General features: G+C 43.7%; 16 protein-coding genes. 12 read left to right on the forward strand and 4 right to left on the reverse strand.

Features of this window, described 5'->3' with window-relative positions; genetic code table 11:
* The first annotated feature begins 241 nt into the window (after positions 1–241).
* The 6 genes from ACQY1X_RS11690 to prmC all read left to right on the forward strand — a co-directional run bounded on the left by ACQY1X_RS11690 (position 242) and on the right by prmC (position 13,066).
* Complete coding sequence (locus ACQY1X_RS11690) at positions 242–1,576, forward strand: AAA-like domain-containing protein (protein WP_430014618.1); 1,335 nt, start codon at positions 242–244, stop codon at positions 1,574–1,576.
* Between the two features lie 167 nt (positions 1,577–1,743).
* Positions 1,744–3,576 (forward strand): carotenoid oxygenase family protein, encoded by a 1,833-nt coding sequence (locus ACQY1X_RS11695; protein WP_430014619.1) that lies wholly within the window; start codon positions 1,744–1,746, stop codon positions 3,574–3,576.
* Entirely contained in the window at positions 3,573–9,734 is a 6,162-nt protein-coding gene (locus ACQY1X_RS11700; RefSeq protein WP_430015710.1) for an AAA family ATPase, read from the forward strand. The genes ACQY1X_RS11695 and ACQY1X_RS11700 overlap by 4 nt, the downstream gene beginning before the upstream one ends.
* A gap of 821 nt (positions 9,735–10,555) precedes the next feature.
* The gene (locus ACQY1X_RS11705; RefSeq protein ID WP_002733588.1) at positions 10,556–10,990 is read left to right on the forward strand and encodes a hypothetical protein; all 435 of its coding nucleotides are present in this window, start codon (positions 10,556–10,558) and stop codon (positions 10,988–10,990) included.
* A 388-nt stretch (positions 10,991–11,378) separates the two neighbouring features.
* On the forward strand, positions 11,379–12,176 hold the full coding sequence (locus ACQY1X_RS11710) for a Tic22 family protein (protein ID WP_002755148.1): 798 nt from the start codon (positions 11,379–11,381) through the stop codon (positions 12,174–12,176).
* Positions 12,177–12,181: 5 nt separating this feature from the next.
* Positions 12,182–13,066: a peptide chain release factor N(5)-glutamine methyltransferase gene (prmC, locus tag ACQY1X_RS11715; protein ID WP_430014621.1), complete on the forward strand. Its 885-nt coding sequence runs from the start codon at positions 12,182–12,184 to the stop codon at positions 13,064–13,066.
* Here the strand turns inward: prmC and ACQY1X_RS11720 are convergent.
* Genes ACQY1X_RS11720 through ACQY1X_RS11735 form a run of 4 tightly spaced genes read right to left on the reverse strand, consistent with a single transcriptional unit; the run spans position 13,063 to position 15,947 of the window.
* Positions 13,063–13,599, reverse strand: a complete 537-nt coding sequence (locus ACQY1X_RS11720) for a hypothetical protein (protein ID WP_430015711.1) — start codon at positions 13,597–13,599, stop codon at positions 13,063–13,065. The genes prmC and ACQY1X_RS11720 overlap by 4 nt on opposite strands.
* On the reverse strand, positions 13,563–14,264 hold the full coding sequence (pyrF, locus tag ACQY1X_RS11725) for an orotidine-5'-phosphate decarboxylase (protein ID WP_430015712.1): 702 nt from the start codon (positions 14,262–14,264) through the stop codon (positions 13,563–13,565). The genes ACQY1X_RS11720 and pyrF overlap by 37 nt, the downstream gene beginning before the upstream one ends.
* 14 nt (positions 14,265–14,278) lie before the next feature.
* Positions 14,279–14,743 (reverse strand): MEKHLA domain-containing protein, encoded by a 465-nt coding sequence (locus ACQY1X_RS11730; RefSeq protein ID WP_002797035.1) that lies wholly within the window; start codon positions 14,741–14,743, stop codon positions 14,279–14,281.
* A gap of 22 nt (positions 14,744–14,765) precedes the next feature.
* The gene (locus ACQY1X_RS11735; protein ID WP_002778079.1) at positions 14,766–15,947 is read right to left on the reverse strand and encodes a M20 family metallopeptidase; all 1,182 of its coding nucleotides are present in this window, start codon (positions 15,945–15,947) and stop codon (positions 14,766–14,768) included.
* Positions 15,948–16,175: 228 nt separating this feature from the next.
* Here ACQY1X_RS11735 and queF point away from each other — a divergent pair, with 228 nt between their 5' ends.
* The 6 genes from queF (at position 16,176) to ACQY1X_RS11765 (ending at position 19,847) form a co-directional block, all read left to right on the forward strand.
* Positions 16,176–16,571 carry a preQ(1) synthase gene (gene queF / locus ACQY1X_RS11740; RefSeq protein WP_002740916.1) on the forward strand — a complete coding sequence of 132 codons (396 nt, stop codon included), beginning with the start codon at positions 16,176–16,178 and terminating at the stop codon, positions 16,569–16,571.
* 446 nt (positions 16,572–17,017) lie between these two features.
* Complete coding sequence (locus tag ACQY1X_RS11745) at positions 17,018–18,127, forward strand: tetratricopeptide repeat protein (RefSeq protein ID WP_069475423.1); 1,110 nt, start codon at positions 17,018–17,020, stop codon at positions 18,125–18,127.
* A 234-nt stretch (positions 18,128–18,361) separates the two neighbouring features.
* On the forward strand, positions 18,362–18,655 hold the full coding sequence (locus ACQY1X_RS11750; RefSeq protein WP_002733639.1) for a nucleotidyltransferase family protein: 294 nt from the start codon (positions 18,362–18,364) through the stop codon (positions 18,653–18,655).
* On the forward strand, positions 18,652–18,828 hold the full coding sequence (locus ACQY1X_RS11755) for a hypothetical protein (RefSeq protein ID WP_176721684.1): 177 nt from the start codon (positions 18,652–18,654) through the stop codon (positions 18,826–18,828). The genes ACQY1X_RS11750 and ACQY1X_RS11755 overlap by 4 nt, the downstream gene beginning before the upstream one ends.
* Positions 18,822–19,133 (forward strand): HepT-like ribonuclease domain-containing protein, encoded by a 312-nt coding sequence (locus tag ACQY1X_RS11760; RefSeq protein WP_069475422.1) that lies wholly within the window; start codon positions 18,822–18,824, stop codon positions 19,131–19,133. The genes ACQY1X_RS11755 and ACQY1X_RS11760 overlap by 7 nt, the downstream gene beginning before the upstream one ends.
* Positions 19,134–19,265: 132 nt before the next feature.
* Entirely contained in the window at positions 19,266–19,847 is a 582-nt protein-coding gene (locus ACQY1X_RS11765; protein WP_002734993.1) for an REP-associated tyrosine transposase, read from the forward strand.
* The last annotated feature ends 160 nt before the right edge of the window (positions 19,848–20,007 follow it).

Here is a 20,007-nt window from a genome sequence, read left to right on the forward strand (position 1 = left end):
TCAAGTTACTTTTGAGCCTGTTCCGGTTGTCTCTTAAATTGGTCTAGAATATTTCCCAGTTGTGCTGTCGCCTTTTCCTGACTTCAGCCATCTACTGCCGTGGTTTTGTGACCACATTGTCATTTTCAAGTCAGTCAGGAGACAGGTTTTAGGTGTTGGGGGTTGGGGTTTTGGGGTTTTAGTTCAATTCCCTCACTTCCCCATTCCCCCACCTCCCCATTCCCCCACACCCCTAATTCTTATGAGAGATTCCCTATCGAGCTGTCTAAGAGTACAACAACACTGCCTCAATCAAGTTAAATTAGCCGTGAGAAAGCAGGGCTTTAGCAGTCAGCGCTCCTTAGCCAAAGAAGCTGAATTTAGTCTGGCTACTGTCAGCAACTTCCTGACTGGTAAACCGGTAGAACAAGCCACTTTTGAACAAATTTGTCGTCGATTATGCCTCGACTGGCAAGAAATAGCCGCCCTGAATTTTCAGCTAAAAACACCCCCTCAAGACAAAATTCCGGTTAATTCGGCAGCCAAGAGCGAAAAATTGGAGACATTGCCCCCCTATCCTAATGGGGCTGTTCCCCTTGGTTCCCCATTTTATTTAGAACGTCTTCCCCTCGAAGAACAGATAAGGCAGGAAATCAAGAAACCGGGGGCTTTAGTGCGGATAAAAGCTCCCAAAGAAATGGGCAAAACCTCCCTACTTTTGAGAATGCTCGATTTTGCTAAACAGCAAGGCTACCGCACGGTGAGTTTGAACTTAGAACAGGTGGACCAGACGATTTTGGCTGATTTAAACCAATTTTTGCGCTGGTTGTGTGCCAATGCCGCCCGTCAACTACAGTTAAAACCACAATTAGATGAGTATTGGGATGAGGATTTAGGTAGCAAGATTAGCTGTACGGTTTACATTCAAGACTATCTCCTGGAATCGATTACCGCCCCCATTGTCCTCGCTCTCGATGAACTGAATCAGATTTTTGAACATCCCCAAGTGGCCAAAGATTTTTTACCGCTGCTGCGTTCTTGGTACGAAGAATCCAAAACCCTACCTATCTGGCAAAAACTCCGTCTTATCGTCGTCCATTCCACAGAAATTTATGTTCCCCTGCAGCTCAATCAATCCCCCTTTAACGTGGGATTCCCCGCACAGTTAAGTCATTTTAGTCTGGAGGAGGTATTGCAATTAGCCCAACGTTATCAACTCACCTGGGAAAATCAGGAAAAAGTCCAACAACTAATGGAGTTAGTGGGAGGACATCCAGCTTTGGTACAAACTGCCCTCTACTATCTCAGTCGGGAGGAAATAACCATGACACAAATATTAACCAGTGCCACCTCTGTCACCGGGATTTATGCCCATCACCTGCGGCGCCATTGGGCGGTATTAGAACAACAGCCGGAACTAGCAAAAGCCCTCGACCGGGTGATGAGCGCGGTGGAACCCGTACAATTAGACCCAATTCTCGCTTACAAACTCAGCAGTATGGGACTACTCAAACAATCAGGAGATAAAGTAGTACCAGGCTATGAATTGTATCGACGCTATTTTTTAGAGGTGAAATCCTCTATCAGTTATCAGTAAACAGTAATCAGTTATCAGTGAGGGTGTAGGGTGTGGGGTGTAGGGTGTAGGGTGTGGGGGGAATAAATAAAATAATCTCCTGACGACCGGCTCCTATCTCCTGACTCCTATCTCCTGACGACCGGCTACTAACCCCACCAACAAACTTTTTGCCGCAAACTCTACTTATGAATATGTCAAACAAAGATACTGTCCAAAATACTGTCAACGTTAGCAATTTTAGTCGCTCGCAACTCGGTCAACCGGATGAGAACAATTTATATAAGGCAGTCGCCACAATTACCGAGGGACATTGGCCGGAAAATCTGTCGGGATACGTTTTTATCGTCTGTCCTTTTCATAGAAAAAATGACCGTCATTTGTTCTCTGGCGAAGGTGTAATTATTAAATGGGACTTGCAAGGTAAAAATAATCAAGTTAACGTTTACAGTAAAAAACTAAAAACTTGGGATAGTTTTTGGCGAAAAGTTTTACCGATATTTAATATTAGTCAAGCCACTTTTCCTGCCGTGGTCAGCATTTTGGGTTGTTCAGAAATAGCGAATACTGCTATGGTTAAACTAGAAAAAGTTGCCGAAGAGCAACAACTAGAAGAAACCCGATTAATTCTCACTGCCGATGCGGGACGTTACTGGGAAGTGGATCCGGTTTCCCTGGATACTATCACTCCGATTGGTTATTTTGACCAACATATTGTTTCCGTGCCTTTGTCTATTTTCCCAGTCCTAGAAAATACCGCTCACCCCTTCTACGACAAAAAGACCCAAGAATTTATCACCTGTGAATTAAAGCTAAAACTTATATCGGGAGGTATGTTAAAAGATTTAGATAAATCGGTGTATATTGTTCTTTGGGATCAACAAAAACAACTTAAACCCTGGAAACTACAGGGAACTACCCTCGATGGTAGCCCCCATTCGGTCATCGTCACCGAAGATTATATCATGATTCCCGATATGCCCTTTCAGATGGGAGTAGCCAAACTATTAGGTATCAGAATTAAGCCTGAAGAAACCTATCCGAAAACTCAAATTTATCTGGTTAAACGTCAAGATCTCAAGGAAGAAGAAACCACCGTTCCCTCGCGATTAATTACCTTCAATGGCGACAGTTATCACTTCCTTTGTAGTTACTATAGTACCAACGGTCAAATTCAGATTGTGGCCATCCAAAATGCCACTATTAGTTTAACCGAAGCGATCGAAAAAGACGATATCCAACATTTTACCGGTCAGAGTTATCCCCCCGAATACCACGGCATCCCCTGGATGTTTTCCTTTGACCCCGGAGTGCTGCGCAAAGTGGTTATCGAAGATGCCAGGGTGATGAGCGAACAAGCTTTCATCCATCCGGGTTGGTTCTGTACCAGTCTCTACACCGCCGACCCCCGGGAATCGGAACAGGGATACAGTGCCGTTTATCAAATTTATCTCGGTTATGTGCGCGAATTAATTTGTCGTCGTCAGTATATGGATTGTCGCGACCAAAGCAATCGCATCCTCAGCGATGCCGAACTTCCCTGTCATGACTTGCCCTCGGTATTAGCCAAGGTTCCCTTCGATAAGGATTGGAATCAGTTAACTGAACAGATTAGCCAAGAAAAAAATGCCAGTGATACTCATGTATCACATTTAGGTCGGGGACTACTGGATTTTTATGTTTGTCCCGATGGCTATATTTTAGATAGCATTCAGTTTATTCCCCAAGAACAGGCCTATCTATTGACGACGGTTTTAACCCCGACCAAAGTATTAGAAGCTTGGTTATTTAACCCTGACAATCTCAAGGACGGACCGATTGCTAAACTGAGTTTGCCTGAAGATGTTCACTTTGGTTTGACCTTGCATTCCGAGTATTTCGAGCAAGTGTTGCCTTCTCCCCGTCCTTCCGTCTCACAGGTAAATCGAGTCCTGTCAGCCTTGCGGAGTCTTGTTTTAGTTCCCGTAGAATTTTTCTTGGGGAGACCCGCAGCCGTTTACAATCGCCGAGTAAAAAAATGATTGTTCTCAAAGGATACGACATTCTTGCCCAGGTTTACGAAAGCGTTAACTCGGAAGTCTATCGGGCTATTCGCATCGCCGATAATCAACCGGTTATGCTCAAAATCCTCAAGCAAGAATATCCCACCACCCAAGAACTAACCCACTACAAACAGGAGTATAAAACCATCTGCGGTCTGAACTTCGAGGAGGCGATTAAAGCCTATGGTTTAGAAACCTACCGCAGAACTCCCGTGATTATTTTGGAAGATTTCGGGGGTGTATCCTTAAAAAAATGGCTAGAGGGCAAACCTCTGGCCTTACGGGACTTTTTAAGCCTTGCACTCCGAATAGTGGCTAATTTAGAGAAAATTCACAACGCCAAGGTTATTCACAAAGATATTAATCCTGCCAATATAGTTCTTAACCCCGAAACCGGACAGATTAAAATCATCGATTTTGGCATTGCCAGCGTCCTGCAGCGGGAAAATCCGGGGCTAAAAAATCCCAACGTCCTCGAGGGGACTTTAGCCTATATTTCTCCCGAACAAACCGGACGGATGAATCGCAGTCTCGATTACCGTACAGATTTTTATTCCTTGGGCGTTAGCTTCTATGAACTGCTCACCGGACAATTACCTTTTCGGGCTAACGATGCTTTGGAATTAGTTCACTGTCATCTGGCAAAACAACCTTTGGAGATTAATAGTCTCGTCAGGGAAGAAATTCCCCCGGTGGTGGAGGCAATCATCAGGAAACTGATGGCTAAAACCCCCGAGGAACGATACCAAAGTGCCTATGGTATTCGGGCAGATTTAGAAGAATGTTTAAGACAACTAGAAACAACGGGTAAAATTGAGGATTTTGTCATCGCTGGGCAAGATCTAGCCAATCAGTTCCAAATTCCCCAAAAACTCTACGGTAGGGAGACAGAAATCGCCACTCTCCTCACTGCTTTTCAACGGGTAGCCACGGCGGCTAAAAACTCCTCTCACACCGAACTGATGCTAGTTACGGGTTATTCTGGCATGGGTAAAACCACCCTAGTTAGGGAAATTTATCAGCCAATTACTGAAAAACGCGGCTTTTTTATCTCCGGTAAATTTGACCAATTTCAGCGCGATACTCCCTACGCTGCCGTGGTTAGCGCTTTGACTCATCTTGTCAAGCAACTTTTGGGGGAAAGTCAGCCACAACTGCAACTATGGCGACAAAAACTCTTAAAGTCTTTGGGGGCGAATGCACGGGTTATTATTGATGTGATTCCTGAACTAGAATTAATTATCGGTCCACAACCAGAGGTGTTACAATTAGGAGCGATCGCTACTCAAAATCGCTTTAATTTAGTCTTTAAAAATTTTATTCGGGTCTTTTGTTCCCCAGAACATCCCTTAGTCATCTTTCTCGATGATTTACAATGGGCAGACTTGGCTAGTCTCCAGTTAATAGAATTAATTATGCTCGATGGCGATATGGACTATTTATTTTTAATTGGTTCCTATCGCAGTAACGAAACTAATTCCACCCATCCCCTAAGTGCTACTCTCGATAAATTAGAGCAGGGGGGCATAATTATCAATCAAGTTATTTTAAAACCTCTGGGTCTTGAACAGGTCAATCAGTTAATTGCTGACACCTTAAACCATTCACCAGAATATGTGCAATCCTTGTCCGCTTTAGTCTGGCAAAAAACCCACGGAAATCCCTTTTTTGTCAATGAATTTCTCAAAACTATCTACTGGGAAAATTTGCTATTTTTCCAATCGGGGCAGCAAACAACCACTAAAACCGATAATAATAGGGGCTATTGGCAATGGCATCTCGGGCAAATTCAAAGGATTGACAGTACCGATAATCTGATTCAATTTATGATGGGCAAAATGCAGAAATTACCTCCCGAAACTCAGGAAATTTTAAGTTTAGCGGCCTGTCTTGGGGCAGAGTTTAATTTAAATATTCTAGCATTAATCTCTGAAAAATCACCCCCAGAACTTTTACCAATTTTAACTTATAGTAGTGAAGCTGGTTTAATTATTCCCCTCTCAGAATTATCAGAATTAGATGAACAATTACTGATTCAAGAATATAAATTTGCTCATGATCGCATTCAACAAGGAGCTTACGCTCTCATCGAAGACAGCCAAAAATCTTTAATTCACCTAAAAATTGGTCGCCTACTTTGGGAGCATAGTTCTGTCAACGAATTATCGGAAAAGATTTTTAAAATAGTCGATCATCTCAATCTTGGTTATCAACTAATTAGCGAGGAAAAAGAACGAGAGTCAGTGGCTAACTTGAATTTACTAGCATCCCAAAAAGCTAAAGCCGCTAATGCCCAAACTGGAGCCTTAAAATATATTAAAATCGCTCAAAAACTTCTCAAAAAAGCAAGCTGGAAGAATAACTATCAACTGACTTTAGATATTTATTCTGAAGCCACAGAAATCGCCTATTTAAGTGGGGATTTTGAGCAGATGCAGTGCTGGGCTAATCTCGTGTTAAAACAGGCAAAAACCACCCTAGATAAAGTAAAAGTTTATGAAGTCATCATCGAAGCCTATCACGCCCAAAATCACGAACTAAAAGCGGTACAAATTGGCTTATCTGTCCTCAAAAGCTTAGATTTCGAGATTCCTGAATCCTTACAATCATCAGCTATCCAGGAAGAACTCACTAAAACTCGACAAAAATTAGCGGGTAAAAATATCGAAGATTTAATTAATTTACCGCAGATAAATGAAGAAGAAAAATTAGCAGTAATGAAGATAGCGGCTGCCATATTTTCTCCTGTTTTTATTGCCGCCCCGCATCTCTTACCTGTCCTAGTATCAAAACAGGTTAACTTATCAATTCAGTACGGCAATAGTTATCTAGCGGCTTTTACTTATGTTAATTATGGCTTAATTCTTTGCGGTCTTTTAGAAGATTGGGAAACGGGTTATCAATTTGGAAAATTGGCTTTAAACATTGCCGATAAATTTCATGCCAAAGCCCTGATGCCGAAAATAATTGCCGTCTTTTCTACCACTATTAGTATCTGGAAAGAACCGATTAAAAATTCCCTGTCTTTGTTAAAATCTTCCTATCAAACCGGTTTAGAAATGGGCGATCTCTACTACGGAACAACCTGCGCCTATCTTTACTGTTTTCATTCCGCCTTTATCGGACAGGAATTAACCGAATTAGACCGAGAAATAGCTAACTATGATCTGGCTTTTGTTAAGCTCAAACAAGAAAACACCCGCAACTATCTAAAAATCTACGGACAAACAGTTTTAAATCTGCTGGGGCGCTCGGAAAATCCCAGCCGTTTAGAAGGAAAATACTATCAAGAAACTCTTATGTTACCGTACCATCTAGAGGCTAATGATCTCTATGGTCTCTGTGCTTTATTTGTCAATAAATTATACCTTTGTTATCTATTTGGACAGTACGAACAAGCTATTAAAAATGCTAACCAAGCCCAACAATATCTAGGAGGAGCCACCGCTACTTTATTGATTTCTCTACATAACTTCTATGATTCTCTCGCCCATTTAGCTATTTATAATCATCTGGACAATGACCAAAAAAAGCAAGTATTAGAACGAGTGACGAATAATCAGAAAAAGCAACAGGAATGGGCTAATCAAGCCCCCTCTAACTATCTTCATAAATTTTATTTAGTGGCAGCGGAAAAGGATCGAGTGCAGGAATCCTATCTAGAAGCCATAGAAAACTACGATCTAGCCATCGCTAAAGCCAGGGAAAATGAATACATTAATGAAGAAGCACTGGCTAACGAACTAGCGGCGAAATTCTATCTCGATTGGGGTAAAGTAAAAATTGCCAAAACCTACATCAATGAAGCTGCCTATCTCTATTCTCTTTGGGGAGCAACAGCTAAAGTCAAAGATATAGAAAGCCGCTATTCTCAGTTAATGGTCAATAATTATGGTTCCAATTCCCTGACCGAAACCACGAGAACTACCACCAGAAAAAATTCAGTTAGTCATGCGGGAGAACTGTTAGATTTAGCCACGATTATGAAAGCATCCCAAGCCATTTCTAGTGAGATAGTTTTAGATCAATTACTCGCCACCCTGATGAAAATTCTCATCGAAAATGCTGGGGCGCAGCTGGGCTATCTTATCCTAGAAAGCGGCGGACAACTATCGATCGAAGCCTCCGGTTCAGTGCAGGAAGATAGGGTGACAGTCTTTAAATCTAATGCGATCGAAGAACATCTTCCCGTCTCAATTATTAACTATGTGGCCCGGAGCGGTCAAACCGTTCTTAATAACGATGCTGCCCATCAGGGCAATTTTAGCAACGATCCCTATATTAAAATCCATCAAACCAAATCGCTGCTTTGCACACCCCTACTCGACCAAGGACAACTGCGGGGAATTGTCTATCTAGAAAATAATCTCACCGTCGGGGCTTTTACCCAAGAAAGATTGGAAGTGCTGCAACTGCTCTCTAGCCAAGCTGCCATCGCAATTACTAACGCCAAACTCTACGCCGAAATCAAAGCTAAACAGAGACAACTAGCGCAATTTTTAGAAGCCATGCCAGTGGGGGTATTTGTCCTCGATGCCGACAGTCAACCCTACTACGCCAATCAAACTGCCCAGGAGATTTTAGGAAAAGAGATAGTTAATATCACCACGGCTAATCAGTTGGGGGAAACCTATCAGTTATATCAAGCTGGAACCGATCGATTGTATCCCACAGAATACCATCCGATTGTCCGAGCTTTAAGGGGGGAAAAAAACACGGTGGATGATATAGAAGTTCACCAAGGAGAGAAGATTATCCCCCTAGAAGTGTATGCCACGCCCGTTTTTGACGAAAAAGGAGAAATTATCTATGCGATCACCGCTTTTACCGATATTAGCGAACGAAAACAGGCGGAAGCGGAACGGATTCGCTTTACCCAAGAATTAGCCGAGTATAGCCGCACCCTAGAACAGAAAGTGCAGGAGCGCACCCTGGAACTCAGCCAAACCCTAGAAATTCTCAAGGCCACCCAAGCAGAATTACTGTTTGAAAATGAACTGCTCAGAAGTACCGAAGAATCTAGCACCTTTGACTACCAAGTGGGGGGCAGTTTGCCTATGGATGCACCCACCTACGTGGTCCGCGCCGCCGACCGTTATCTCTATAAAGCCCTCAAACGCGGCGATTTTTGCTATGTTCTCAATCCCCGTCAAATGGGTAAGTCTAGTTTAATGGTACGCATGATCGATCACCTCCAACACGAGGGCATCTGTTGCGCTCCCATTGATTTAACCCGTATCGGCAGCGAAAATGTCACTCCCGACCAATGGTACAAGGGGATAGCCTTCGAGTTAGGACGACGTTTTGGCCTGCTCAAAAGGGTCAATCTCAAAGCTTGGTGGCAAGAACGGGAAGATGTCTCGGCAGTGCAGCGCTTGGGGGAATTTATCGAAGAAGTGTTATTGCTGGAAGTGGGGATAGTAGAAGGTTCTCCCCCGAAACCAATTGCGATTTTTATCGATGAAATTGATAGCGTTTTGGGCTTAAATTTTGCGGTTAATGACTTTTTTGCCCTGATTCGTTCCTGCTATAACCAGCGTGCTTTTAACCCGCTCTATCGGCGTTTGACCTTCGCTTTCTTCGGTGTTGTCACCCCCTCCGATTTAATTACTGACCACCAAATCACTCCTTTTAATATCGGTCATTCCATTCAATTGGAGGGTTTTAAGGAACACGAAGCCCAGCCTTTACTGCGCGGATTGGCCGAGAAATTTAGTAACCCGCAAACTGTCTTAAAAGAAGTCTTTGCCTGGACAAACGGTCAACCTTTTCTGACCCAAAAACTCTGTCAGTTAATTCGCACCGCCACCTCACCGATTCCACCCAATGGTGAGTCCCTCTGGATTGAGGACTTAGTACAGAAGAAGATCATTGGCAATTGGGAGGCTCAGGATGAACCGGAACATCTGCGGACTATTCGCGATCGGCTTCTCAACAGTCATCGCTCCCAGTTGCTCCTGAGACTCTATGAACGGATTTTAAGGGAAAAAGAGGTGATTGCCGAGGATAGCCCCCCAGAAAAAGAGTTACTTTTATCAGGGTTAGTGATCAAAGATCAGGGCCAGCTGCGGGTCCATAATCCCATCTATCAAGCAATCTTTAACCTCCATTGGCTGGCCCGGGCAAAATCAACCTAGTAAGTAGGTAGATGTTAAAAGTTGTCAGATTTCCCCCCTTTATCAAGGGGAGATTAAGGGGGGGATCGGCACTTCCTTTATTAAGGGTGGCAGGGGAGATCGAAGGTAAAATCAGCCAATACTAAATGGCTCTTCGGTTTGTGTTATGCAATGAACGGGGGTTATAAGGGATGGAACCCTTATATAGAAAAGCATTTAGCGATTTTTGTCAATTATTTTCGATCTAGAGCGAACTAATCAATTAAATCCCTTGCCAGATAAGGATTTAGTCGATTTATGCCCCCCTATCGAACCATACCAAGTAACGAAGAGCCTACTAAATCCTGTTTAATAAGTTATAGGATAGTGGGAAGTTAAAGTTAGATTGGGAGTTATCAAACTATTAAAAATAGATTTGCTATTACACCCTAAGCAGTCGCTGATTTAGCAGCACTCGCTCCTATCATTCGAGAGATCAAAACCCTGGAAGTCCCCAAAAACTCCAAAATCTGAATCGCTAGTTAGGGAGAGAAATGTCAAGATTTATTAAATATAGAGAAATTGCCGCATGGGATATAATATATATGGTTGCCTATTAGTCTAAGTCAAATGAACATTAGACCTCTTGCAAAAATCAAAAATCTTCCGTTAGGTGAGGAATCAGGTTTCGGCCGTGAGACTTCGGAGTGAGACTTCGATGGATCAGATAGTGATGCCATTCAGACTTAAATTGACCTTTTAAATACAGCAACTTTTTCTGAAATGTAGTGATTAGGAACAATTTAAGAATACTTTCTCACCTAGCCCGAGCTTTTATTTAACTAATTCCGAGGATAATTACCGTGAAAACAGCGAAATATCCCGAAAAAATTGCCGCTCTCTGGACAACATTCCTCTTGGGAACTCTATTTCACACCCAACTGGGGTTAATGCCACTCTTCCATGGTCAATCGATCGTCGAGAGTCATCAAACCAGCAATCTCGATCCGATTTTCTGGGGAATGTTGCTCTTTTTTTTGCTGCCAATGTTAGCGATTATCGGGGTCAATTTTAGCGAAAGTCGCTCCTTGCGAAAAGTCCATTTCTGGCTGACAATTCTCTATTCTGTCTTGAATTTAGCCCATCTGATCGCCGATCTTTTGGTTAGACCGATCGCCTGGTATCAAATTGCTCTCATGGCAATTTTATTGATCATCGGACTGATTTTAAATCTAGTTTCCTATCAATGGCTGCGGTTAGCGATCGCCCATCCGCACCATCTCTCGGAAAGTCATTAGTAGTGCCAAGATCAAAAGGTGGCCCGTTGACTAACTGATTCAGACAAAAGGATGCCTTTTGAGCTCAAGTTGGGGCTTATTAGGGTAAAAGCCAGCTTAAACCAGAGCTAAAGGGATTTTTTCTGAGAATTTAACTTAAAAAATCTAATTAATCCCTATTATTTCCCAGATCAGCCCGTAAATTGTTCCTGTTTCCGGGCTGACGCTGCCACCTCATCTCACCAAGTGCGGATCTTTTTAGCTATGATAGTTCAGAACCAAGCCAATAAAGGGAACTTTTGGGGCTGGTTATTCATCAGAAAACTCCTAATCGGAGGAGTTAAGCAGACGATATAGTTCAGATTAACGGCAAATATTGGTTAATAGTAATAACGAGGTAATTATTTTGATGAAATCTCTCATTCGTTGGACGGCAACTCTTGGTTTAGTAGGAACGACAATGTTGACTTCGCTGCTGGGCAGCTATTCTAAAGCACTCGCTTTACCGGAAGAACAAATCGTCAAAACCTTGCAGTCTGTACCTGTCTTCGCTATTGCCGATGATCAAGGAGTTCCCTTAATTGCCGTAGAAAAAGAACAGAAATTCACTGGGGTTTTTATCAGTAAGCAGGACGCACAAAACTTTTTTGAACAACTGAAAAAAGAGAATCCTGAAGTGGCCAGCAAAGTTAAAGTTCAGGCTGTTTCCTTGGCACAAGTCTATAAAATGCAAACCAGTCAAACCGATCAAAATCGTTTAATTATCGATTTTGTTCCCAAAGAGTCGGAAGTAGAATCGGCGAAAAAACTGCTCAGTGAAAGAGGTCAACAGTATCAAGGTGGTGTACCTTTATTTGTGCCGAAAGCAGGAAAAGAGAGTAATTTTCTGGTGGTCAATCGCAATAATCAGGATTTTATTCCTTTCTTCTTTGAAAAAGCCGCCGCTTTGCAAATGGTAGAACAATATAAAAAAGCTAATCCCGCCGAAGCAGCCACGGTGAAAATTGATGTTATTCCCTTAGAAAGTGTCATTGCCACCCTACAACAAAGTAACGATGAAGCTTTAACTAAAATTCTCCTCTATCCTAGCCAAGAAACGATTGATTTTATCCGAGCAAATAGTAACCAAAATGCTCCCAACCAACCCCCAGCAAATCAGCCACGCCCTAATAATAATACCAATAATCCCCCCGCCCCCAATCGTTAAGCCTTGTGTCTGCTAGTATTTCCGGTCAAGAATTAAGTCAATGGCGCCAACAGGCGATCGCGGATTTAGCGCAAGCGCAACTATCTCCGAAGGAAGTGGATATATTTCTGCAAGCAGTGACAGATTTAGATACTCTTTCCCTGCGCTTACAATCCTTTCGCGAACGAGAAAAAATCCCCTTGAGTTATTCTTGGTCGGAAATTACTAAACGCTGGCAAAAACGCCTTCAAGCAAGGGTTCCCTTGCAGTATTTGCTCGAATCGGTGGTCTGGCGTGATTTTACCCTGAAAGTCTCCCCAGGGGTCTTAATTCCTCGTCCCGAAACCGAGTTATTAATCGATATCGTTGGAGAAACCGTCAGAGGAGACGACGGGGGAATCTGGGTAGATCTGGGAACCGGTAGCGGTGCGATCGCTATTGGTTTAGCCAGTATCTTGACAAAAGCAGAGATCTATGCTATTGATTACAGTCAAACGGCTTTAGCGATCGCCAAAGAAAATATCATCAAGACGGGTTTTGCCGACAGAATTATCTTAAAACAGGGTTCTTGGTGGACACCCCTAGAGAAGTGGAAAGGACAGATTAGCGGTATGGTGTCCAATCCTCCCTATATTCCCAGTGCAGAAATCCTCGACCTACAAATTGAAGTGCGGGAACATGAACCCCGTTTGGCCCTCGATGGAGGTGAAGACGGATTGACTGCGCTGCGCTATCTAGTGGCCACTGCTCCCGATTATCTGCGATCGGGAGGCCTTTGGCTAGTGGAAATGAGAGCCGGTCAAGGGGAAAAAGTAGCGCAAATGCTGGAAAATCAGGGCAATTATCGACAAATTCAGATTATTAACGACCTAGCAGGTTTCGATCGCTTTGTTTTGGCCGAGCGAATTTAGCGCAATGCAGCCGCTTCGCAGTCCCGCAGCCAGAGACGCACCGCTTGGCCGATGGTCCCTTGACTGGTTTCTAGGGGAGGTAAGGGGACTTGAGCAGGTTCAAGGGAAGCTAATTGACTGTAAACCGTCACTAATCGCCATCCTTCCCCAGTTTTAGTTAAAAATAACCAGTGATAATTCTGGAGGCTGACAGAGCGATTTTTGCTATACTGACGCTCTAAAGTCGTAAAAAAAACCTGTTGAGTGTCATCGGCAATTTGACCGGAATATTGACTAGCAGTTAAAGGTAGGGGTGCAAATTCGGGACGACCAGCAATAATCACAAAAACCGGTGTAGATAATTCTTGATCGATTTGGGAACGGCTAATAACTCGATTAGCATAACCGGGTAAATCTGACAAGAGGCGATCAACTAAAAGATTTAAATCCTCCGGACAGCTAGAAAGAGGAAGACTAACTACTGGCGAGTTAATCCCGAACATAACCAGTAATAACCCTAAATATCGGCTAATTCGTGACAAATTTTTGCCCATGCTACTTTTGGCTCCTCAGCACCAGTGATCGGTCGTCCAATTACTAGATAATCAGCCCCAGCTTTAAGCGCTTGGGCCGGAGTCATCACCCGACTTTGATCCCCTTTGATTGACCAGGAGGGACGAACTCCGGGGCAAACTAAGAGAAAATCCTCTCCACAGACGCGACGCAATTGCGCCACTTCTTGGGGAGAACAAACCGCCCCATCAATTCCCGATTCTTTGCCCAATAATGCCAGATTTAAGGCATATTCCGATAGTTCTAGGGGAATTTTGAGGTCGAGGGCTAATTCCCTGGCGTTAAGGCTGGTTAAAACGGTGATAGCGAGAAGTTTTGGCGGCGATAGCAGGTCAGAAATTGCCTCCTTAGCCGCCGTCATTGCTTGCCGTCCGGCTGTTGCGTGCAGGGTGAGTAAATCCACTTGATAGCGACTGGCGGAACGACAGGCCCCGGCGACCGTATTGGGAATATCATGGAATTTAAGATCGAGAAAGCTCTTTTTTTGTCTTTCTTGCAGAATCCCTAGAATTTCTGCACCGCTACTAACAAATAATTCTAGTCCCACTTTCCAAAAATTGACTTCTGGCAGCAGATCAAGCAGTGCGATCGCTGATTCTAAATCCGGCACATCAAGAGGAACAATAATTCGGTCTGAGTTGGTCATATTGGGGCGATAAATCAGAGAAAAATCCAATCGGCAAAAGTGGCAGCCTGTCCGCAATAAATGCCATCACGATCGATGATATTCCAAACGATCGCTTTTTCAATACGAAATAGTTGACCGTTTTTCGTGATCCTTACCCCGTGATAATCGTTGATATAGCCCTGTTTTTTGACTAAATCCAGCATTTTTTGGCGTTCTTGGGCGATTTCCTCTCCCTCTACCGTCGCTCGCGAAGGAGTTGTTAATAATTCTGGCCAAGTTAAACCCCAGAGATCGAGGGCACCGCGATTACCATAATTGAAGATTGGATTAGTTTGCGTACCGTGGGAAACCAGCACAAAAGGGGCATAAAAGAGCATTTTACTCTGTTCTTTGCCAGTACCGATCCGGGGTAAAAGCGATCGCCCGATTAACCGTTCATAATTATCCAGCAGCAATTCTGTCCAAGCTATAATAGCTAAATCTTGCCAAATTTCCATAAAATTATCTTGAAAAACCGGTTTAATCTTCCCTTTGCCAATATTTATAGGCCGCGTAGGCTAAAGTAATCACTCCCGTCAGAATTGCCGACTCATCCACTAAAAATTCCGGATGGTGAAGGGGGGGATTGAGGAGGTGAGGAGAACCCACTCCCAGACGGAACATTGTCCCCGGGGCCTGTTGCAAATAAAGGGAAAAATCCTCGGCCCCCATGGAGGGTTCCGAGAGAATTAAAACCCGATCCCGTCCCCAAGCTTCTAAACCAGCTTCTTCCACCAAACGAGTTAAAAATTGGTCATTTTGTACCGATGGCACACCCCGACGATAATTTACTTGACATTTAGCGTTATATGTGCTACAGACATTCGTGACCAAACTCTCGATCCATTCTGGGAGATGGGCGTGGGTTTCTGGGTGCAGCGATCGCACTGTTCCTGCCATGCGTACCTGATCGGCGATGACGTTGGGGGCGCGACCACCGCTAATCTGGCCGATGGTGAGGACAATGGGACGCAAAGGGTTTTGAGTCCGACTAATTGCCTGTTGCAAAGTGGTGATTACTTGCGAAGCGATCCAGATAGCATCGATCGCCTCGTGGGGCCGGGCCCCGTGGCCGGATTCCCCTTGAATAAAAATCTCCAGATCGTCGGCAGCCGCAGTTAAGGCCCCGTAACGAACCCCGATCGATCGGGCCGGAATCGAGGGGAAAACGTGCAGCCCGAAAACGGCGCTGACATCCCGCATCACCCCTTCCCGGATCATCCAATTGGCCCCCTGGGCGATTTCCTCTGCTGGTTGAAAGAGAAAGCGTATTTTTCCCTGCAAAGGTTCCGAGAGACGGGAAAGCACCATCGCCGCCCCTAAACCGACGGTAGCATGAACATCGTGACCGCAGGCGTGCATAATCCCCGGTTTACGCGAAGCAAAGTCTAAATCGGTCTTTTCTTGGATCGGTAGGGCATCCATATCGGCCCGGATGGCTAAAATCCTTCGATCACTGCCTTTTCCCGCCAATTCTCCCTTAACTCCCGTTTTTCCCACCGCTTCCTGCACCGATAGACCACAGGAAGACAAAACCCCGGCAATATAGGCGGCAGTTTGATATTCTTGCCCGCTTAACTCTGGATTCGCGTGAATGTGGCGGCGAATCTCCACTAATCGGGGTGCGAGACTCTCGGCTATGTTTTTAATCTCGGAGAGCATGAAACCAGTTTTACAGTATCTTTAGGGTTAATCATAGAGCATTTTTTACCTGAAAATTGGGCTTGGCTGATTTTCAGTCTCAACTGTCTTCTCGGGACTCTTTCAACCTAGGACTAAGCTAATTTGTCAAGAGGATGCAGGAGTTACTATTCATCTGTTGATTCGGTAACGCCTCTTGAGAGAATATTCCAGCTATGATAGAAAACAGTGTCTAGTTAGGAAAAAAACATGGTTCAGTCTTCCGAAAAAATTGAAGTTAAGTACGGGGAAAGAGAAATTGCCGAAGGAACATTAATTACTTTCCCTAATCCACGTCCTGGCAGAAATTATGATATTCAGATCACCCTGCCGGAATATACCTGTAAGTGTCCCTTTTCCGGTTATCCCGATTTTGCCACTATTTATCTTAGCTACGTTCCCGATCAAAAGGTGATGGAATTAAAGGCGATTAAACTTTATATTAATAGTTATCGCGATCGTTATATTTCCCACGAAGAAGCAATTAACCAAATTTTAGATGATTTGGTGGCCGCTTGCGAACCCTTGCAGATGAAAGTTAAGGGGGATTTTCATCCCAGAGGTAACGTTCATACCGTGGTGGAGGTGATGTATAAAAAAGAATAGCATAATTGTCTAGTTTGGGGATGGGGTTGCTCCCATCCCTTGCTGTTCTAGTTTTTGTTGTTCAAGTTTTTTGCTGTCCTTGTTTTCAATACTTATTTTAAAATTGTCCTCTATACTTAGAGCTTGAATCTTATCGTTAAGAGTTGGTTGATTGCCTTTGACTGCTGCTAGGTAAACTGCCCGCGCATTTAAATTGCTTATTGAGATGAGGCAAGAGGCAAGAGGCAAAACGGAGAATAAATCATCAGTTTTTAATAACCAGATTTAGTATAAGTAGGGCTGGCTGAATAAATCTAAAAACCTTGTTGGATAATATTTTTAGGCTTTTTTGCAATCAAAAACTGCCAACCCTTGGCGTGATCTACACTCCACACCCTGCCCCCGGGAAAAACTTTTTCAGCCAACCCTAAGTAGAATTTAAAATCATCCCCAGTGAGGAACTAGCCATGAAATCCTTTGCCCTTCTTACCACCCTTAGCCTAATCAGCCTTTCCACCCTCGCGACTGTTCGCCCCGTCATGGCGCTAGAGAGCCGACAACCAGCCGAAACCCGGATCGCTCAAGGGAACAATCAAGACGCAATCGGCTACTATAACCGGGGAGTTGGCTACATCCAACAAGAAAAATACGATCTCGCCCTCGCTGAATTCACCAAAGCGATCGAACTCGATCCTAACTATACCGAGGCTTACAACAATCGCGGGTTTCTTTACGCCGGACAGGGGAAACCCGACCTCGCCCTGTCCGATTACAATCAGGCGATCAACATCAATCCCCGATACGCCGAGGCTTACCTCAATCGCGGGCTTCTTTACCAACAACAGGGGAAACCTGACCTCGCCCTGTCCGATTACAATCAGGCGATCAACATTAATCCCCGATTGGCCCTGGCTTACAACAATCGCGGGTTTCTTTACGCCGGACAGGGGAAACCAGACCTCGCCCTGTTCGATTACAATCAGGCGATCAACATTAATCCCCGGGACACCCGTGCTTACGTCAATCGGGGGCTTCTTTACGGCGAACAGGGGAAACCCGACCTCGCCCTGTCCGATTTCAATCAGGCGCTCAACATTAATCCCCGAGATGCCGATGGTTATCTGAATCGGGGGGTTCTGTACGCCATACAGGGGAAACCCGACCTCGCCCTGTCCGATTTCAATCAGGCAATCAACATTAATCCCCGAGATGCCCAGGCTTACAACAATCGCGGGCTTCTTGACAAAGAACAGGGGAAACCAGACCTCGCCCTGTCCGATTTCAATCAGGCGCTCAACATTAATCCCCGATTGGCCGAAGCTTACATCAATCGGGGGAATCTTTACCAACAACAGGGGAAACCTGACCTCGCCCTGTCCGATTACAATCAGGCGATCAACATTAATCCCCAATTGGCCCTGGCTTACGCCAATCGGGGGGTTCTTTATTACTCTCGACAAGAAACGGAAAAAGCGATCAGAGATTTCCGACAAGCCGCCGAACTGTTCCGCCAGCAAGGAAACACGGCGTTATATGAAGCGGTTATGGAAATCCTACGGCTATTAGGCGCGGTCTAGTCCTTTTTCTTGGGTTGAGCGAATCAATAGGTTAAAGAAAACCTCTCAATTTTAGGGGAGAGCGAAACCCAACATCCAACACCTCAATCCGTCTGAATAGGCGATCGCTTCTCATGGCTTTTTGTGGGGTTTCCTTGGGTCAATTCAACCTAGGATAATTGTTATCAGTATTTAGTTTTTTCTAGTCTAGTCTGTTAATTGTTCATTAAAAACCTTCGCGATGGATGTTATTTTATGACCCTAAAACAACTCATACAAGACAAACGAGAGGATATCCTAAAAATTGCCACCAAACATGGTGCTTTTAATGTGCGTGTATTTGGTTCCGTTGCTAGAGGTGAGGAAACCGAAAATAGTGATATTGATTTTTTAATTGATTATGATTTAGCTAAAACATCCCCTTGGTTTCCCGGTGGATTATTAGTTGATTTAGAGGATCTCTTAGGGTGTAAAGTGGATGTAGTAACTGAAAAAAGCCTTCATCATCTAATTAAACAGCGAATTTTAAAGGAGGCAATTAAGTTATGAATGAAGATCAAGGGCTCTTCTCGACTTTGTGTGATAATTTTTGCTTATGGAATCGTGAAATGTTGACGGAGAAAGACTTTTACGACTATTTTGCCGAAGAAACTATCAGTATAGGCTTCGTTTCCACACAGAAACCAGAAGAGCCGATCAAGTTTATCTTGGATACATTTTAGACTGTATTGATAAAATTAAGGAGTATTCCCAAGGAGGAAAACTGGAGTTTTTTGCTAATTCAATGATGAGTGATGCTATCATTAGACGCTTACAAACCTTGGCAGAATCAACTCAACGGCTTTCGGAGGAATTAAAGGCAAATATTCCCGATGTTGACTGGCGTAATATTTCTGGTTTTAGGAATATTTTAGTACATGATTATTTAGGAGGAATTGACCTTAATACAGTTTGGGATGTGGTAGAGAATTATTTGGATAATTTAAGAGAACAGATTTTAAGGCATCTAGAATCAGTCAATACTTAATCAAAGTCTAATTTTGTAGGTTGGGTTGACGCAAGGAAACCCAACAAATCCACCAGTTATGCTTTGTTGGGTTTTCCTTTGGTCAATCCAACCGACAAGGGGGATTATGCGCCAGAATAATCAATATTTATTATGCAGTATCGAAGGGCAAAAATTGAGGGAGGAACTTACTTTTTTACTCTTGTCACTCACAAGCGTAAAAAATTCTTGTGCGAACCAGAAAATATCTCCCTCTTGCGAGAAGCATTTCGCTACGTTATGCAACGTCACCCATTCACAATCGATGCCATTTTCATTTTACCCGACCACCTGCACTGCATTTGGACTTTACCCGAAGGTGATGCCAATTTTTCCACTCGTTGGCGTTTAATAAAAAGCTATTTTAGTCGTAACTGCGATTCACAATATTACGGAAACATGACTACTTCGAGAGAGAATAAAAAAGAACAAACTATCTGGCAAAGACGGTTCTGGGAACACTTAATAAAAAACGAGCAAGATTTCATTTTTCATGTAGATTACATTCATTATAATCCCGTAAAACATCGATTAGTTAATGCTCCTTCAGCTTGGGAATATTCCAGTTTTCACCGTTATGTTCAACAAGAAATCGGCTCTTCTCGACTTTGTGTGATAATTTTTGCTTATGGAATCGTGAAATGCTTATCGGGTAACACTTTTAGGACTATTTTGTCGAAGAAACTATCAGTATAGACCTCGTTTCCACACAGAAACCAGAAGAGCCAGAAATCTATCAGATTGACTGGGGCGCAAATGAAGAAATCATCTTTCCGGCGCCGATTGGCTATGAATAGAGCGATCGCCTCGTTTTCTAGGTTGGATCGTCGGAACGAAACCCAACACCCAACACCTA

Origin of the sequence: Microcystis protocystis FBCC-A270, assembly GCF_050500235.1 — a bacterium.
Taxonomy (GTDB): domain Bacteria; phylum Cyanobacteriota; class Cyanobacteriia; order Cyanobacteriales; family Microcystaceae; genus Microcystis; species Microcystis ichthyoblabe_A.

Coding starts and splice junctions, on each gene's coding strand:
- ACQY1X_RS11755 (WP_176721684.1), top strand. CDS start 18,652: ATGAATGAAGATCAAGGGCTCTTCTCGACTTTGTGTGATAATTTTTGC.
- ACQY1X_RS11750 (WP_002733639.1), top strand. CDS start 18,362: ATGACCCTAAAACAACTCATACAAGACAAACGAGAGGATATCCTAAAA.
- ACQY1X_RS11765 (WP_002734993.1), top strand. CDS start 19,266: ATGCAGTATCGAAGGGCAAAAATTGAGGGAGGAACTTACTTTTTTACT.
- queF (WP_002740916.1), top strand. CDS start 16,176: ATGGTTCAGTCTTCCGAAAAAATTGAAGTTAAGTACGGGGAAAGAGAA.
- ACQY1X_RS11735 (WP_002778079.1), bottom strand. CDS start 15,947: ATGCTCTCCGAGATTAAAAACATAGCCGAGAGTCTCGCACCCCGATTA.
- ACQY1X_RS11720 (WP_430015711.1), bottom strand. CDS start 13,599: ATGGGCAAAAATTTGTCACGAATTAGCCGATATTTAGGGTTATTACTG.
- ACQY1X_RS11730 (WP_002797035.1), bottom strand. CDS start 14,743: ATGGAAATTTGGCAAGATTTAGCTATTATAGCTTGGACAGAATTGCTG.
- ACQY1X_RS11700 (WP_430015710.1), top strand. CDS start 3,573: ATGATTGTTCTCAAAGGATACGACATTCTTGCCCAGGTTTACGAAAGC.
- ACQY1X_RS11710 (WP_002755148.1), top strand. CDS start 11,379: ATGAAATCTCTCATTCGTTGGACGGCAACTCTTGGTTTAGTAGGAACG.
- ACQY1X_RS11695 (WP_430014619.1), top strand. CDS start 1,744: ATGAATATGTCAAACAAAGATACTGTCCAAAATACTGTCAACGTTAGC.
- pyrF (WP_430015712.1), bottom strand. CDS start 14,264: ATGACCAACTCAGACCGAATTATTGTTCCTCTTGATGTGCCGGATTTA.
- ACQY1X_RS11745 (WP_069475423.1), top strand. CDS start 17,018: ATGAAATCCTTTGCCCTTCTTACCACCCTTAGCCTAATCAGCCTTTCC.
- ACQY1X_RS11690 (WP_430014618.1), top strand. CDS start 242: ATGAGAGATTCCCTATCGAGCTGTCTAAGAGTACAACAACACTGCCTC.